Annotated in this window: 13 protein-coding genes; 6 read left to right on the top strand and 7 right to left on the bottom strand. The window is 66.0% G+C overall.

The window, feature by feature from the left end; genetic code table 11:
- Positions 1–18 precede the first annotated feature (18 nt).
- Positions 19–1,248, bottom strand: coding sequence for a bifunctional glutamate N-acetyltransferase/amino-acid acetyltransferase ArgJ (argJ, locus tag G0D83_RS14015; protein WP_164195068.1), 1,230 nt, complete (start codon positions 1,246–1,248; stop codon positions 19–21).
- On the bottom strand, positions 1,249–2,124 hold the full coding sequence (locus G0D83_RS14010) for a peptidylprolyl isomerase (RefSeq protein ID WP_164195066.1): 876 nt from the start codon (positions 2,122–2,124) through the stop codon (positions 1,249–1,251).
- A gap of 184 nt (positions 2,125–2,308) precedes the next feature.
- On the opposite strand from G0D83_RS14010, the gene secA reads away from it, so the two are divergent.
- The 3 genes from secA to G0D83_RS13995 all read left to right on the top strand — a co-directional run bounded on the left by secA (position 2,309) and on the right by G0D83_RS13995 (position 7,743).
- Entirely contained in the window at positions 2,309–5,032 is a 2,724-nt protein-coding gene (gene secA, locus G0D83_RS14005; RefSeq protein ID WP_164195064.1) for a preprotein translocase subunit SecA, read from the top strand.
- Positions 5,033–5,186: 154 nt separating this feature from the next.
- Positions 5,187–6,146 carry a translocase gene (locus tag G0D83_RS14000; RefSeq protein ID WP_164195062.1) on the top strand — a complete coding sequence of 320 codons (960 nt, stop codon included), beginning with the start codon at positions 5,187–5,189 and terminating at the stop codon, positions 6,144–6,146.
- A 22-nt stretch (positions 6,147–6,168) separates the two neighbouring features.
- The gene (locus tag G0D83_RS13995) at positions 6,169–7,743 is read left to right on the top strand and encodes a phosphate ABC transporter substrate-binding/OmpA family protein (protein WP_164195059.1); all 1,575 of its coding nucleotides are present in this window, start codon (positions 6,169–6,171) and stop codon (positions 7,741–7,743) included.
- Positions 7,744–7,746: 3 nt separating this feature from the next.
- Here the strand turns inward: G0D83_RS13995 and radC are convergent, their stop codons facing one another.
- The 3 genes from radC to dnaK all read right to left on the bottom strand — a co-directional run bounded on the left by radC (position 7,747) and on the right by dnaK (position 11,822).
- Positions 7,747–8,511 carry a DNA repair protein RadC gene (gene radC, locus G0D83_RS13990; RefSeq protein WP_164195057.1) on the bottom strand — a complete coding sequence of 255 codons (765 nt, stop codon included), beginning with the start codon at positions 8,509–8,511 and terminating at the stop codon, positions 7,747–7,749.
- 148 nt (positions 8,512–8,659) lie between these two features.
- Positions 8,660–9,811, bottom strand: coding sequence for a molecular chaperone DnaJ (dnaJ, locus tag G0D83_RS13985; protein ID WP_164195055.1), 1,152 nt, complete (start codon positions 9,809–9,811; stop codon positions 8,660–8,662).
- A 76-nt stretch (positions 9,812–9,887) separates the two neighbouring features.
- Entirely contained in the window at positions 9,888–11,822 is a 1,935-nt protein-coding gene (dnaK, locus tag G0D83_RS13980; RefSeq protein ID WP_164195052.1) for a molecular chaperone DnaK, read from the bottom strand.
- Between the two features lie 221 nt (positions 11,823–12,043).
- On the opposite strand from dnaK, the gene G0D83_RS13975 reads away from it, so the two are divergent.
- Positions 12,044–12,649, top strand: a complete 606-nt coding sequence (locus G0D83_RS13975; protein WP_164195050.1) for an alpha-ketoglutarate-dependent dioxygenase AlkB — start codon at positions 12,044–12,046, stop codon at positions 12,647–12,649.
- A gap of 3 nt (positions 12,650–12,652) precedes the next feature.
- Here the strand turns inward: G0D83_RS13975 and G0D83_RS13970 are convergent, their stop codons facing one another.
- Entirely contained in the window at positions 12,653–13,258 is a 606-nt protein-coding gene (locus G0D83_RS13970) for a COG3650 family protein (protein ID WP_164195048.1), read from the bottom strand.
- Between the two features lie 81 nt (positions 13,259–13,339).
- Positions 13,340–14,170: an ABC transporter permease gene (locus tag G0D83_RS13965; RefSeq protein ID WP_164195046.1), complete on the bottom strand. Its 831-nt coding sequence runs from the start codon at positions 14,168–14,170 to the stop codon at positions 13,340–13,342.
- Between the two features lie 121 nt (positions 14,171–14,291).
- On the opposite strand from G0D83_RS13965, the gene cysQ reads away from it, so the two are divergent.
- Both cysQ and G0D83_RS13955 read left to right on the top strand, forming a co-directional pair.
- Complete coding sequence (cysQ, locus tag G0D83_RS13960) at positions 14,292–15,089, top strand: 3'(2'),5'-bisphosphate nucleotidase CysQ (RefSeq protein ID WP_108964535.1); 798 nt, start codon at positions 14,292–14,294, stop codon at positions 15,087–15,089.
- 7 nt (positions 15,090–15,096) lie between these two features.
- Positions 15,097–16,356, top strand: coding sequence for a glycosyltransferase family 2 protein (locus G0D83_RS13955; RefSeq protein ID WP_164195044.1), 1,260 nt, complete (start codon positions 15,097–15,099; stop codon positions 16,354–16,356).
- The last annotated feature ends 3 nt before the right edge of the window (positions 16,357–16,359 follow it).

Below are 16,359 nucleotides of genomic sequence, written 5' to 3'. Positions count from 1 at the left end.
CAAAGAGGGGCAAGGCTGTTACGACCGGTAATCGGCGTTGATCGAGATGTAGCCGTGGGTCAGATCACAGGTCCAGACGGTGGCCATGCCCTGCCCCAGACCAAGATCGACCGAGACGGTGATCTCGGGCGCCTTCATCAGCCGGGCACCGTCTTCTTCGCGGTAGTCCGGCGAGCGCCAGCCCTTTTCCGCCACCAGCACGTCGCCAAAGCGGATCGTCAGAAGGTCACGATCCGCCGCCGCGCCGGACTTGCCGATCGCCATGACGATGCGGCCCCAGTTCGGGTCCTCGCCGGCGATGGCGGTCTTGACCAGCGGTGAGTTGGCGATGGCCATGGCGTGGGTGCGCGCGTCGGCGTCACTGGCGGCGCCGGTCACTTCGACGGTGACGAACTTGGTCGCCCCCTCGCCGTCCTTGACCACCTGGTGCGCGAGATCGAGGAAGACGGTCTCGAGCGCCTCGGCGAAGGCCGTGTCCGCTTCGGTCACCTCGATGCCCGAGGCGCCGGTGGCGCCCATGAGCAGCGTGTCGGAAGTGGAGGTGTCGCTGTCGACGGTGATGCAGTTGAAGCTGCGGTCGTTGATCTGGCTGACCAGTTTCTGCAGCAGGGTCTGCGGCACCTTCGCGTCGGTGAAGATGTAGACAAGCATGGTCGCCATGTCGGGCGCGATCATGCCCGAGCCCTTGGCGATGCCGGCGATCTTCACCGGCCCGCCCGGCAAGTCGACCGTGACGGTCGAGCCCTTGGGGAAGGTGTCGGTGGTCATGATCGCCTTGGCCGCGCCGGCGATGCCGGTGGCATCAAGCGCATTCACCAGCTCGTCCACTTTGGCGGTGATGCGCTCATGCGGCAGCGGCTCGCCGATCACCCCGGTCGAGGAGGAGAAGACGCGCGCCTCGGGCAGGCCCGTCGCCGCCGCCACCGCCGAGGTCACCGCGCGGGTGGACTCGATGCCATTGCGGCCGGTGAAGGCATTGGAGTTGCCCGAGTTCACGATGATCGCCGCGCCCTCGTCAGAGGTGGCGCCGATCTTGGCCTGGCAGTCGAGCACGGGGGCCGAGCGCGTGGCCGAGCGGGTGAAGACCCCCGCCATGGTGCTGCCTGCGTCGAGCAGGGCCAGCATGACGTCGGTGCGCCCCGCGTAGCGCACCCCCGCCGCGACAGAGGCAAAACGCACCCCGTCGATCACCGGCAGGTCGGGAAAGGCCGCAGGGGCCAGCGGGGAAACGGCGAGGGTCTTGGCCACTCAGTCCTCCAGCAGCTGCAGGTTGGACAGGATGGAGGGATCGATATCCCCCGAGGACTTGCGGGTGATCTCGGCGCCAGCCTCGGCGTCGTCCATATAGGCTGCGACGGCTTGCTGCTGCACCTGCTGGGCGAGCTGATCCCGCACCTCGTCGAGCTTCGGCGCTTCCTTGGCGCGAGTCTCGTTGAGCTTGATCACATGCCAGCCGAACTGGGTCTGCACCGGCGCTTCGGAGATCGCGCCCGGCTCCATGTCCGCGACCGCGGTCTCGAAGGGCTCGACCATCATGCCCTTGCTGAACCAGCCGAGTTCTCCGCCATTGGGGCCGGACGGGCCGGTGGATTTCTTCTTGGCCACGGTGGCGAAATCGGCGCCGCCGTTCAGCTCCTCGATGATCGCCTTGGCTTCGTCCTCGCTCTCCACGAGGATGTGCGAGGCGTTGTATTCCTGGCCCTGGTCGGCATCGGCGAACTGCGCGTCATAGGCGGCCTGCAGCGCCTCGTCGGTCACCGCGGCGTCGGCCACGGCCGACACGGTCTCGGCGGCGAGCAGCGTGCGGCGCTCGGTCTTCAGCGACAGGTCCACGCGCTTGGTCTCGACCGCCTTCTCGTCCTGTGCGAGCACTTCCTGCTGAACCAGCTGGTCGAGGATGCCGTCCCAGAGCACGTCATCGCCAAGCTGCTGGTACTGCTCGGGCAGGCTGGCGCGCACGACCAGCATCTCGCCGAGGGTGATGTCCGTGCCATTCACCGTCGCCACGACGGTGTCGGCGCTCAGCGCCTCGGTCTGCTCCGCAGCCTGATCCTGGGCGTGAAGGGGCAGCGCGAGGGTCAGGGCGAGCGCGGCCGCCCCCAGTGTGGTGAGGGTTTTGGGCATCTAGGCGTCCTTCCAGTTGGCCGCCCGCCACCGGGCGGCGTTGACACTTACCAACCTGCCGCTTACATCGCCACAAGGCTCTGCAAGGCCGGTCGTTCCCCTGTGTCATATGGGTTGAGTGCGAGGCGGGCAAGCGGATGCCTCACGCGGAACACGACTTTGTCAGACAGGACAGGCAGGCCACATGCTCGGAATGGGAAAACTCGCGCGGAAGGTGTTCGGCACCCCGAACGACCGCAAGATCAAGGCCACCCGACCTCTGATCTCTCAAATCAACGCGCTGGAACCCGAGTACGAGGCGCTGGACGATGCCGCGCTGATCGCCAAGACCGAGGAGTTCCGCAAGCGCTTTGCCGAGGGCGAAAGCCTCGACGCGCTGCTGCCCGAGGCCTTTGCCAACTGCCGCGAGGCGGCCAAGCGCGCGCTCGGCCTGCGCGCCTTTGATGTGCAGCTGATGGGCGGGATCTTCCTTCACCAGGGTAACATCTCCGAGATGAAGACCGGCGAGGGCAAAACGCTGGTCGCCACCTTCCCGTCGTACCTCAACGCCCTTTCGGGAAAGAGCGTGCACGTGGTGACGGTGAACGACTACCTGGCCCGCCGTGACGCCGAGTGGATGTCCAAGGTGTTCGCCGCGCTCGGCATGACCACCGGCGTGGTCTACCCGCAGCAGCCCGAGGACGAGAAGAAGCAGGCCTATGCCTGCGACATCACCTATGCCACCAACAACGAGCTGGGCTTCGACTACCTGCGCGACAACATGAAGTCCGAACTGGACCAGATGATGCAGCGCGGCCATGGCTTCGCCGTGGTTGACGAGGTGGACTCGATCCTCATCGACGAGGCCCGCACCCCGCTGATCATCTCCGGCCCCAGCCAGGACCGCTCGGACCTCTATGTCGCCATCGACCGGCTGATCCCCGAACTGCCCGAGGACGGCTACACGCTCGATGAAAAGAGCCGCAACGTCACCTTCACCGACGAGGGCAACGAGGCGCTCGAGGACATGCTCCACCGCCGCGGCATCCTCCCCGAAGGCCAGACGCTCTACGACCCGGAGAGCACCACCGTGGTGCACCACGTCAACCAGGGCCTGCGCGCACATAAGCTCTACACCCGTGACAAGGACTACATCGTCCGAGACGGGCAGGTCGTGCTGATCGACGAATTCACCGGCCGGATGATGGCCGGCCGCCGTCTGTCGGATGGCCTGCACCAGGCGATCGAGGCGAAGGAAGGCTGCCAGATCCAGCCCGAGAACGTCACCCTCGCCAGCGTGACCTTCCAGAACTACTTCCGCCTTTACGACAAGCTGTCGGGCATGACCGGCACCGCGCTGACCGAGGCCGAGGAATTTGCCGAGATCTACAAGCTGGGCGTGGTCGAAGTGCCGACCAACCGGCCGATCGCGCGGATCGACGACGACGACAAGGTCTACCGCACCACCGCCGAGAAGTACGCGGCGATCACCGAAGAGATCAAGAACGCGCATGCGAAGGGACAACCGGTTCTCGTCGGCACCACCTCGATCGAGAAATCCGAACTGCTCTCGCAGCTGCTGAGCAAGGCCGGGCTGACGCACAACGTGCTCAACGCCCGCCAGCACGAGCAGGAAGCGCAGATCGTCGCTGACGCCGGCAAGCTGGGCGCGGTCACCATCGCGACGAACATGGCTGGCCGCGGCACCGACATCAAGCTGGGCGGCAACTTCGAATTCCTCGTGATGGAGGCCATCGCCGCCGATCCCGAGGCCGACCCTGAAGAAATCCGCGCCCGCATCGAGACCGAGCACGCCAAGGCCGAGGCCGAGGTGAAGGAGGCCGGCGGTCTCTTCGTGCTGGCCACCGAGCGCCACGAGAGCCGCCGCATCGACAACCAGTTGCGCGGCCGTTCGGGCCGCCAGGGTGACCCGGGCCGCAGCTCCTTCTACCTGTCGCTCGAAGATGACCTGATGCGCATCTTCGGCTCTGAGCGGCTCGACAAGGTGTTGACCAAGCTCGGCATGAAGGAAGGCGAGGCAATCATCCACCCTTGGGTGAACAAGTCGCTGGAGCGCGCGCAGGCCAAGGTCGAAGGCCGCAACTTCGACATCCGCAAGCAGCTGCTGAAATTCGACGACGTGATGAACGACCAGCGCAAGGTGATCTTCGCGCAGCGTCTGGAGATCATGGAAGCCAAGGATCTCTCGGAGATCGCAGAGGACATGCGCCACGAGGTGATCGACGAGCTGGTGGAAACCTATGTGCCCGCGAAGGCTTATGCCGACCAGTGGGACATGCAGGGTCTCTACGCCGCCTGCATCGAGAAGCTGGGCATCGACCTGCCGGTCATCGCCTGGGGCGACGAAGAGGGCGTCGACGCGGAAACCATCCGCGAGCGCATCGAAGAGGCCACCGACAAGCAGATGGCCGAGAAGGCCGAGGCCTTCGGTCCCGAGACCATGCGCCAGATCGAGAAGCAGGTGCTGCTGCAGACCATCGACACCAAGTGGCGCGAGCACCTTCTGACGCTCGAGCACCTGCGGTCGGTCGTGGGCTTCCGTGGCTATGCGCAGCGTGACCCGCTCAACGAGTATAAAAACGAAGCCTTCCAGCTCTTCGAGTCGATGCTGGAATCCCTGCGCGAGCGCGTGACCGAGCAGCTTGGCCGGGTGCGCCCGATGACCCAGGAAGAGCAGCAGAAGATGCTGCAGCAGATGGCCGAACAACAGGCGCAGCAGCAGAAGCTCGCCGAACAGGCGCATGCGGTCGGCCCGAGCGAGAACGCGGCTGTGCCGGAATCGCACGAGCCGCTGGTCGACGGCTTCGACGAGAACGAGCCGGCAACCTGGGGCAATCCGAGCCGCAACGATCCCTGCCCCTGCGGCTCGGGCAAGAAGTTCAAGCATTGCCATGGTAGCCTCGCCTGATCAGGCGCCGCTGACATCGCAGACCGACATTCCGGGGCGGGCCCGGGGCGCAAATGCCCCGGGCCCGCCCCGATGACTCCTCCGCACTGCCGCAACCATGCCTCTTTTCCGGCTTAGATTGTTTCCGGTACGAGTTCAGTTGTCGGGGACGATCATGGGACGGATCAAGAGCTACAGACTTGCAATTATGACCCTCAGCGCGGCCGTCATCATCGGCTTCGCGATGCAGCAGCTCGACGCCCGCGGCCAACGCGCCGGGGCCATGCAGATCGCCCAGATCGAGGACACCTCCTCGGTCCGGCTTCCGGAGCTTCCCGCTGATCGTGCCGCCGAGGCCAGCCTGCCTGCGCCACAGAAAATCCGCACCGCCGCCCTCTCCGAGGCAGGGACACGCCCGGCGGTCCTTCCCGAGGAGACCGAGATCACGGCCGCAGATTGTTCGGTCACCATGTCCGCGCGCTCCGGAGCCGGGGCGATGGTCGCGCTCGACATCGTGGCCCCCTGCTTCGCTTCCGAGCGCGTGACGATCCACCACAACGGACTGATGTTCACCGAGGTCACTCAGCCCGACGGCACACTCCGTGTCGAGGTGCCCGCGCTGGCGGAGAAGGCGCTCTTCATCGCCTCCTTCGCCACTGGCGCGGGGGCGACCGCCATGGCCGACGTCCCGGCCCTGCCCTTCTACGACAGGGTCGTGCTGCAATGGCGTGGCGAGAGCGGGCTTGCACTTCACGCAAATGAATTCGGCGCGACCGGAGACGAGGCGGGCCACGTCTGGGCCGCCGCCGCCGGAGATTTGACCCGGACCGCGCGCGGCGAGGGCGGGTTCATGACCCGCCTTGGCGATGCCACCAGCTCCGAGGCGCGCATGGCCGAGGTCTACACCTTCCCCGCCGCCGCGGCAAAGACCGCCGGCGCGGTCGCGCTCACCATCGAGGCAGAGATCACCAAGGCCAATTGCGGCCGGGGGATCGAGGCGCAGACGCTGGAGTTCCGCCTGGGCGGCAGCCTGCGTGCCCGCGACCTCACGCTTTCCATGCCAGATTGCAGCGCCACCGGCGACTTTCTGGTGTTGAAAAACCTGCTCGAAGACCTGAAGATCGCCGCCAACTAGAACGAGCGGTCAAGAGGCCCCGATGCGACAGGTCCGTGCGGCGATCATCGCCGCACTTTTCATTCCGGGCGCCCTTTCAGGCCTCCTCTTGCCGACACGCGCCGAAGCTCAGGATGTGACTCTGCGCTCGCGCGACGGCGGTATCGAGCTGAGCGGGACCATGCTTGGCTTCGACGGCGAGTTCTACCGTATCGACAGCCGCTACGGCGAGTTGACCGTCGACAGCTCGGGCGTGCTCTGCGAGGGCGTCGGTTGCCCCTCGCTGACCGATTTCGTCGCCGAGCTGCGCATTTCCGGAGCCACCTCCCTGGGCGCGCTGCTGATGCCTGCGCTGATCGAGAGCTTCGCGCAGCGCAATGGCTACGGCGCCGAGCCGGGCACGCTGGCCGGGGGCGGCACACGCTACGCGCTGACCGACGGCGAGCGCGAGATCGGCCATTTTGACATCACCCCGTCCAGCACCGACGAGGGCTTTGCCGACCTGCTCGCCGACGAGGCCGATATCGTCGTCGCCCTGCGCGAGGTCCGTCCCGCCGAGCAGGAGCTTGCGCGGCAGGCGGGGCTTGGCGATCTGACGCAGCCCAACCGCAGCCGGGTGCTGGCGCTCGACGCGCTGGTACCGGTGGTGGCCCCCGCCAATCCGGTCACCAAGGTCTCGCTGCCCAACCTGGCGGCGGTGCTCTCTGGCGAGATCGACAACTGGCAGGACCTGGGTGGCCCGGATGCGCCAATCGTGCTGCACCTCCCGCGCGAGGGGTCGGGGCTGGTGCAGGCGCTCGAGGACCATCTCCTTCAGCCCCCCACCCTGACCCTGCGCACCTCAGAAACCGTCCGCCATGACAGCGCCTCGGCGCTCGCCGCGGCGGTCTCCGAAGATGCCCTGGGGCTCGGCTTTGTCAGCGCGGCAGAGGTTGGCAACAGCCGCCCCGTCGTGCTCACCGGCAGCTGCGGCTTCCACCTGCGTGGCACGCGGCAGGCGATCAAGACCGAGGACTACCCGCTCACCATGCCGGTCTTCGTCTACATGCCCGCCCGCCGCCTGCCCAAGCTGGCGCGCGAGTTCCTCGAGTTCACCCGCTCCGCCCCCGCGCAGATCGTCATCCGACGCGCCGGCTTCGTCGACCAGAGCCCCGAAGAGCTACCGCTCGACGCGCAAGGAGACCGGCTGGCCAACGCCATTGCCATTGCCGAGGGCGACGCGGGCCTGAGCGAACTGAAACGGCTCGTGGCCGCGCTCGCGCCGATGCGTCGCCTGACCACCTCCTTCCGCTTCGAAGCGGGCTCGGCAGGGCTCGACACGCAGTCCCGCTCGAACGTTCAGCAGCTCGCCCGGGCGCTGGAGCTGGGCGAGTACGATGGGCGCACGCTGGTCTTCGTCGGCTTCTCGGACGGAGAGGGGCCGAGCGAGGGCAACCTGCAAATCGCCGCCGAGCGCGCCGCCTCGGTCCGCGACGCGGTGATCGCGGCTGCCGAGGCCAATGACCTTGCAGGCATTACCCTGCAAACCGACGCCTTCGGCGAGGCCATGCCCATGGCCTGCGACGACACGGTCTGGGGTCGGCAGGTAAACCGCCGCGTCGAGGTCTGGCTGCGCTAGGGCTCAGAGCAGCCCCTCGGCCCGGAAGCTCAATTCGCGCGAGCGGCCGATCACCAGATGGTCGTGCAAGGTGATGCCCAGAGCCTCTGCCGCCAGCCGGATCTGCTCGGTCATCTCGATGTCGGCATCGCTGGGCGTGGGATCGCCCGACGGATGGTTGTGCACTAGAATGAGCGCGCTGGCGTTCAGCTCCAGCGCCCGTTTGACCACCTCGCGCGGGTAGACCGGGACATGGTCCACCGTGCCACGCGCCTGCGGCTCGTCGGCAATGAGCACGTTCTTGCGGTCGAGGAAGAGCACGCGGAACTGCTCTGTGTCGCGGTGCGCCATGGCGGTCTGGCAATAGTCCAGCAACGCCTCCCAAGAGCTGACCACCTGCCGCTGCAGCACCCGGCTGCGTGCCAAACGATGCGCCGCCGCCTCGACGATCTTCAGCTCGGTCACCACGGCCTCCCCCACCCCGTCAACGTCGCGCAGCCGGGCGGGCGGGGCCGAGACAACGGCGTTGAAATCGCCGAAATGCTCGAGCAGGCGGCGGGCGAGCGGCTTCATGTCCTGCCGGGGGATGGCACGAAACAGCAGCAGCTCCAGCAGCTCGTAGTCGGGCACGGCATCGGCCCCCCCGGTGAGAAAGCGATCGCGCAGCCGCCTCCGGTGATCGCGGATGTAGGACGGGAGCGGCCGCCCGCCGGGCGCAGGGCGAACCGGTGCCTCGTCGCCGGCAAAGAGCGAGGGCTGAATGTCGGAGAAATGGCGGGGGGGGCTCATCGCGTCAGGGTGACGGAATCACGGTTAGAAAAGCGTTAAGCCAAGCGCGAGACATAGCGCAGGCCGAAACGCACCCGTGGCCGCAGTGCCGCAAAAGAAAACGGCGCGGACCATCCCGCGCCGTGTCCGATCCTTGTGAAAGGGCCGATCAGCCCTTCATCGAATCCCAGAACCCCTTCACCGAAGAGAAGAAGCTCTTCGATTCCGGGTTGTTATCCTCGGACTGATCCTCGAACTCGCGCAGAAGTTCTTTCTGGCGCGAGGTGAGGTTTACCGGGGTCTCGACCGCCAGCTCGATGAACATATCCCCGGCCGGGCCGCCGCGCAGGGCGGGCATGCCCTTGCCACGCAGGCGCATCTGGCGACCGGACTGGCTGCCAGAGGGGATTTTCACCCGGCTGCGGCCGCCGTCGATGGTCGGCACCTCGATGTCGCCGCCAAGTGCGGCGGTGGTCATCGACACCGGCACGCGGCAATGCAGCTCGGTGCCATCGCGCTCGAAGATGCCGTGCTTCTTCACCTCGATGAAGATGTAGAGATCGCCCGGAGGACCGCCGCGCATCCCCGCCTCGCCTTCACCGGCCAGACGGATGCGGGTACCGGTCTCGACCCCCGCAGGAATGTTGACCGACAGCGAACGCTCTTTCTGCACACGCCCTTGGCCGCCACAGGAGGAACAGGGGTTCTTGATGATCTGGCCGAGACCCGAACAGGTCGGACAGGTGCGCTCGACCGTGAAGAAGCCCTGCGTTGCGCGGACCTTGCCCATGCCCGAACAGGTCGGGCAGGTCACCGGCTCGGCGCCGCCCTCGGCACCCGAGCCATGGCACTCGCCGCATTGCACCGAGGTCGGCACGTTGATGGTCTTCTGCAGGCCGCCGTAGGCGTCCTCCAGCGTCACGCGCAGATTGTAGCGCAGGTCCGCGCCGCGCGCCGCGCGCTGGCGTCCGCCGCCACCGCGGCCGCCGCCCATGAAGTCGCCGAAGAGATCGTCGAAGACGTCGGAGAAAGCCGAGGCGAAATCACCCTGCTGGCCGAAGCCGCCGCCGGGACGTCCCCCGCCGCCCATGCCGCCTTCGAAGGCCGCGTGGCCGTAGCGGTCATAGGCCGCCTTCTTGTCGGCGTCCTTGAGAACCTCGTAGGCCTCATTGATTTCCTTGAACTGGGCTTCCGCCTCAGGGTTGTCCGCGTTCCGGTCGGGGTGAAGTTCCTTCGCTTTCTTGCGATAGCCCTTCTTGATCTCGTCCGCGGAGGCCCCTTTGGCGACGCCGAGCAGCTCGTAATAGTCACGCTTGGACATACATGCCCTCCTTGGCCCGGAACAGAAAAGGGCCGGTCCGGCATCCGGACCGGCCCCCGTCTGGTTCCGCTATGGCTTAGCTGCGCTTGCGGTCGTCGAGGTCTTCGAAGTCCGCGTCCACGATGTTGTCGTCATCCGACGGGCCCGACTTGTCGCCGGAGTCGCCGGCGTCGGCTTCGGGAGCGCTGTCGCCCGCCTCGGCCTGCGCCTTGTAGATCGCCTCGCCCAGACGCATGGCCACTTCGGTCACGTTCTGGATGCCGGACTTCAGCTTCTCGCCGGTGACATCGTCCTTCTCGAGGTCATCCTTGAGCGCGGCAATCGCCAGCTCGATGGCTTCGATGGTCGAGGGATCGACCTTGTCGCCATGCTCCTCGATCGACTTTTCGGTCGAGTGGATGAGGCTCTCGGCCTGGTTGCGGGCCTCGACGAGCTCCTTGCGCTTGCCGTCCGCCTCGGCGTTCTCCTCGGCGTCCTTGACCATGCGCTCGATGTCCGCGTCGGTGAGGCCACCCGATGCCTGGATGGTGATCTTCTGTTCCTTGCCGGTGCCCTTGTCCTTGGCCGACACGGAAACGATGCCGTTGGCGTCGATGTCGAAGGTCACCTCGATCTGCGGCATGCCGCGCGGCGCCGGCGGGATGTTCTCGAGGTTGAACTGGCCGAGCAGCTTGTTGTCGGCCGCCATCTCGCGCTCACCCTGGAAGACACGGATCGTCACGGCGCCTTGGTTGTCCTCGGCGGTCGAGAAGATCTGCGACTTCTTGGTCGGGATCGTGGTGTTGCGGTCGATCAGGCGGGTGAACACGCCACCCAGCGTCTCGATGCCCAGCGACAGCGGGGTCACGTCGAGCAGGACCACGTCCTTCACGTCACCCTGCAGAACACCGGCCTGGATCGCGGCGCCCATGGCAACCACTTCGTCCGGGTTCACGCCCTTGTGCGGCTCCTTGCCGAAGAACTTGGTCACCTCTTCGATGACCTTCGGCATACGGGTCTGACCGCCGACCAGAACGACCTCGTCGATCTCTTCCTTCGAAATGCCGGCATCCTTCAGCGCGGCGGCGCAGGGCTTCAGCGAGGCCTTGATCAGGTCGCCCACGAGGCTTTCCAGCTTGGCACGGGTCAGCTTCATGACCATGTGCAGCGGCTGGCCGTTCGAGCCCATCGAGATGAACGGCTGGTTGATCTCGGTCTGGCTCGAGCTGGACAGCTCGATCTTGGCCTTCTCGGCAGCTTCCTTGAGACGCTGCAGGGCCATCTTGTCCTTGGTCAGGTCGACCGAATGCTCTTTCTTGAACTCGTCCGCCAGGTAGTTGACGATCCGCATGTCGAAGTCTTCACCGCCGAGGAACGTGTCGCCGTTGGTGGACTTCACCTCGAAGAGGCCATCGTCGATCTCGAGGATGGTCACGTCGAAGGTGCCGCCGCCGAGGTCATAGACCGCGATGGTCTTCGATTCTTTCTTGTCGAGGCCGTAGGCGAGCGCAGCCGCGGTCGGCTCGTTGATGATCCGCAGCACTTCGAGGCCAGCGATCTTGCCGGCGTCCTTGGTGGCCTGACGCTGGGCGTCGTTGAAGTAGGCCGGGACCGTGATGACGGCCTGGGTCACTTCCTCGCCGAGGTAGCTCTCGGCGGTTTCCTTCATCTTGCCGAGGATGAAGGCAGAGATTTGCGACGGGGAGTATTTCTCACCCTTGGCTTCAACCCAGGCATCGCCATTGCCGCCGTCCACGATCTTGTAGGGGACGATGTTCTGGTCCTTGGTCACTTCCGCATCGGTGGTGCGGCGACCGATCAGACGCTTAACGGCGAAGATGGTGGCTTCCGGGTTGGTCACGGCCTGCCGCTTGGCGGGCTGGCCGACGAGGCGTTCGTCGTCGGTGAAGGCGACGATCGACGGGGTGGTACGTGCGCCTTCGGCGTTTTCGATCACGCGAGCCTGGCTGCCGTCCATAATGGCGACGCAGGAGTTCGTGGTGCCGAGGTCGATACCGATCACTTTGCCCATGATTCGATCCCTTTTCCAATTCAAGGCGATGACGCGAGGCATACGGACCCGTTACGGCATCCAGCCCCGCTTGTTGAAGAAGCCGTCCGGCGGGGGCCTCGCGGCGTTCGGAGGGTATATAAGGAGGGGGTTTGAGCCCTGCAAGCGGCCTTGGCGGGGCTTTGCCTGCATTTCCGGCGATTTTCTTTGCGCGTCGCCACGGAATGCCCGACAAGAAGGCCATGACGGCCCCTCTCGACATCCGTGGCTTCCAGCTCTTCCAGGGTTTCCTCGACCGCCCGGCGCAGGAGTCGCTTGTCGACGCGCTGCGCAATCTGCTGCGCGTTGCGCCGCTCTATCAGCCGGTCACCCCGCGCGGTCAGAAGATGTCGGTACGGATGAGCGCGGCCGGCCGCTTCGGCTGGGTCACCGACCGCCGTGGCTACCGCTACGAGCCGCGCCACCCCGGCGGCATGGACTGGCCGCCGATCCCGGAAGAAGTGCTGTCGATCTGGCGCGCGCTCTCGGGCGTGGCGCGCGATCCCGAATGCTGCCTGATCAACTGGTACGGCGAAGGCGCCCGCATGGGGCTGCACCAGGACAAGGACGAGGCGGATTTCTCCTGCCCGGTGCTTTCGGTCTCGCTGGGCGACGAGGGTCTGTTTCGCATGGGCAACGAGGCGCGGGGCGGCAAGACCGAGTCGGTCTGGCTGAAGTCCGGGGATGTGGTGGTGATGGGCGGCGCGGCGCGTCTGAAACACCACGGCGTTGACCGCATCCGCTTCGGCTCGTCGACGCTGCTGCCGCAGGGCGGGCGGATCAACCTCACCCTGCGCGTGGTCACCTGAGGCTCAGCGCATCAACTCGCAGCACCCCGACAGCGTGCGGTTGACCCGGCCGGTCAGCACCAGCACCGCCGAGAGCCCGTAGAGTTGGTCGGACATGCCGTCGCTGCACTGTGCGTCCGGGCTGGTGACCAGCACCGCCTGCAGTTGGTCCGCTCCAGCCACCGAGCTGAACGGCCAGCGCTGACCGCTGGCAGCCTCGAAAGTGCCGGCCAGCAGAACCTCCTCGGGGTCCTCGGGCGTTGTCCAGGTCGCCGTCTCGCCCTGCCGGACCTCGTAGCTCCAGAAGGGCTCGGTGCCGAAGCAGCGCAGCCCCTCGACCTGTGGCAGGCTGCCGTTTTCCTCTGGAGCGAGGAACTCCATCGAGACCCAGCCCACGCCCTCTCCCGATGTGATCCGCCCCCAGGTGCCCGCTTCGTTCAGCGCGCCGACCTGCACCGCCACCGCGGTGGGTGCGAGGGTTCCGAGCACCGCCGCCGTGGGATCGGGCGCCGCGCGGATGTTCAGCACGTCATCCAGCGCAACACCGGTGACCGCGTAGAAGGCGGGCAACTCCTGGGCCGCGGCAGATGTCGTGAGCAAAAGGGCGGTCAGCGTGATGACATGGCGCATGAAAGGCTCCTTCCCGGGGTCCGTCACCCCACATCATGCGCAGACGGTCGCGCTGCGTCCAGCACCGCCTGGGAACGCCGCCTATCGCCGCGCCGACCAGGAGGCCGAGGCGTGCTTGCGGGTGTAGAATTCGCCCATCAAGCCGATCATCAACAGCACGATCGACACCCAAAGCGCATATTCCCAGCTCGAGTTGCGCGGGAAATAGTTGGCGAAGGCATAGCCGCGCGACTGGTCGATGGTGTGGAAGAGCGGGTTCCAGTCGAAGATCGCGAGCATCCCCGGCGTCAGCGAATTGGCCACGAACATCTTGCCCGAAGCGATCATGTTTGCACGCTGATAGACCGTGGTGACGATCGACACCGGCGTCGGGAACCAGGGCTTTGCCGCAAGCAGGACCATGCCGATCGCCGCGCCGGAGAACCAGGACAGTAGCAGCATCCCCAACGCGCCGATGGGATCGTGAATCTCGCTCATGACGAAGGGATTGAACGCCACGTCGTAGACGAAGAGGATCGCGAAAAGCGACAGCACCTGGATGTAGAGCGTCGAGAGCATGGCCGAGGCGATGGCGATCGCCGTGTTCATCGGCGCGTGCTGCATCATCGGGCTCGCCGGTCCCTCGGAGCCCGCGACTGCCCCCAAGGTCTTGGAATGGGTCATGTAGAGAAAGACGCCGGTCATGATGTAAATCATGAAGTCGCCGCGGATCGCCGAGCCGCGCATCCCCAGAACATGGAACATGAAGTAGAAGGCGAGCACGAAGATGACCGTCTGAAGCATGTTCATGAAAATCGCGATGAACGCATTTCCATGGCTCTTGCGCACGGCGCGCACCGAATTGTGGTAGATCAGCTCGCAAATGTAGATGGCGGACCCGAGCCGGGAGCGCGGCTTTGTGGACTGAAACATGGCAACTCGGCTCCGGTACGGGCTCAAACAGACGGGTCTGCTTGCCCATCTTCACGCTGCGCAGCATAAGAGTCGCAGGCCTTCAAATCAATAAATCCGCGCTGCGGAAAGGAGTAGCTCTTTGAATTATGAAAATCTTGTTGCCGTGATCCGTCGTCTCGCGCTCGAAGCGGGGGACAAGATCATGGAAATTTACAACTCCGACGATTTTGAAGTGAAGTCCAAGTCCGACTCCAGCCCGGTGACCGAAGCCGATGAAGCCGCCGACGCGCTGATCTCGGCCGGCCTGCGTGAGGCGTTCCCCGACATGCCTCTGGTCACCGAGGAACAGGCCGACAGCCACGACGTGCAGGCGATGACCTTCCTCATTGTCGATCCGCTCGACGGCACCAAGGAATTTGTCAACCGCCGCGGCGATTTCACCGTGAACATCGCGCTGGTTCAGGACGGCGTGCCGACCTTCGGCGTGGTCTACGCCCCGGCCAAGGAGCGCATGTTCTACACCGACAGCGTCGGCAATTCGGTCGAGGAACTGGGCCCCTTCGACAAGGAGACCCCCGGCGAGACCAAGCCGATCAGGGTCTCGACCCCCGACAATTCGGCGCTGCTGGTCGTCGCCTCGAAATCCCACCGCGATCAGGCGACCGACGATTACATCAACAAGTACAGCACCGCCGACATGAAGAGCGCCGGCTCGTCGCTGAAATTCTGCCTCGTGGCCACCGGCGAGGCGGACATCTACCCGCGTCTCGGGCGGACAATGGAATGGGACACCGCCGCCGGCCAGGCCGTGCTGCAAGGCGCGGGCGGGCGCGTGGTGCGTTTCGACGATCACACCCCGCTGGCCTACGGCAAGCCCGGCTTCGCCAACCCGTTCTTCATCGCCTACTCGCCCGACGTCGCACTGAAAGAGGGCTGAGGCGGGCATGACCGCCCTGCCGGTCAGCGTGGTTGTCGTGAGCCGCGGACGCCCCGCGGCGCTCGATCTCTGCCTGACCGGCGTCTCGCAGCTCGACCACCCCGCCTTCGAGGTGGTGGTGGTCGCATGCCCCGCCGGGGCCGCTGTCGTCGCGGCCCGGGCCGACCGGCCGCACATCAAGCTCGTGCAGTTCGACGAGGGCAACATCTCAGCGGCCCGCAATCTCGGCATCACGCAGGCGGCGGGCGAGATCGTCGCCTTCCTCGATGACGACGCGGTGCCCGAGCCGCTCTGGCTGCATCACCTCTGCGCCCCCTTCACCGATCCGCGGGTCGCCGCCTGTGGCGGCTTCGTGCGCGGGCGCAACGGCATCTCTTTCCAGTGGCGCGCCCGTTCGGTGACGCGCGATCTGCGCGAGCGCGACCTTGGGCTGGACGCCCCCGGCCCGCACCTGCTCGAACTTCCGCCCGGCGAGACGGTGAAGCTGCAGGGCACCAACATGGCGCACCGGCGCGCGCCGCTCGCCGCGTTGGGGGGCTTCGATTCGGCCTTCCGCTTCTACCTCGATGAAACCGACCTCGACCTGCGCCACGCCGCGGCGGGCCATCTTGTCGCCGTCGCTCCGCTGGCCGAAGTGCATCACGGCTACGCCGCAAGCCCGCGCCGGGGCGCGGACCGCACGCCGCGCGACCTGACCGAGATCGGCGCCTCGATTCGCTGCTTTCTCGAGCGGCATTGCCCGCAAGCCGAACGCAGGGCCGCCTGGGCGCGACTCCGCGAAGCGCAGCGCGCGCGTCTGCTGCGGTGCATGCAGCGCGGCCCGCTCGGCGCGGACGACGTGGCGCGGCTGCTGCGGGGACTGGACCGTGGTTGGCAGGACGGCGCCCAGCGTCCCGCAGGCAGCGGAATGACGCCACTCTCTGCCCCGGTTGCGCCATTTCTGCCCTACCCCGGGCGTCACGCTGCAAAGCGCATTGCCCTCGCGGGCCGCGCAGCGCAGCGCCGGGCGCTGCGAATGCAGGCGAAACAATACGCCGAAGAGCAGCACATTGTCACAGTCTACCGTTTCTCGCGGACGGCGATTTTCCACCAACTGCGCTTCCATCCCGGCGGATTCTGGGAACAGGCCGGCGGGCTGTTCGGGCGCAGCGAAAGGACAGGAAAAATTCTTCGTTTCCAGAGTTTCGAATCCCGCACGAGCAAAGAAATCTCTCGCACCGAGAAAGTCCGTGGCTCAATCGGGTCTTTGCTCTTCCATAGACGCTAGATT

This window comes from Salipiger sp. PrR003, from assembly GCF_010500785.1.
GTDB lineage: Bacteria > Pseudomonadota > Alphaproteobacteria > Rhodobacterales > Rhodobacteraceae > Salipiger > Salipiger pacificus_A.
This window is presented reverse-complemented; position numbering and strand designations above follow the sequence as displayed.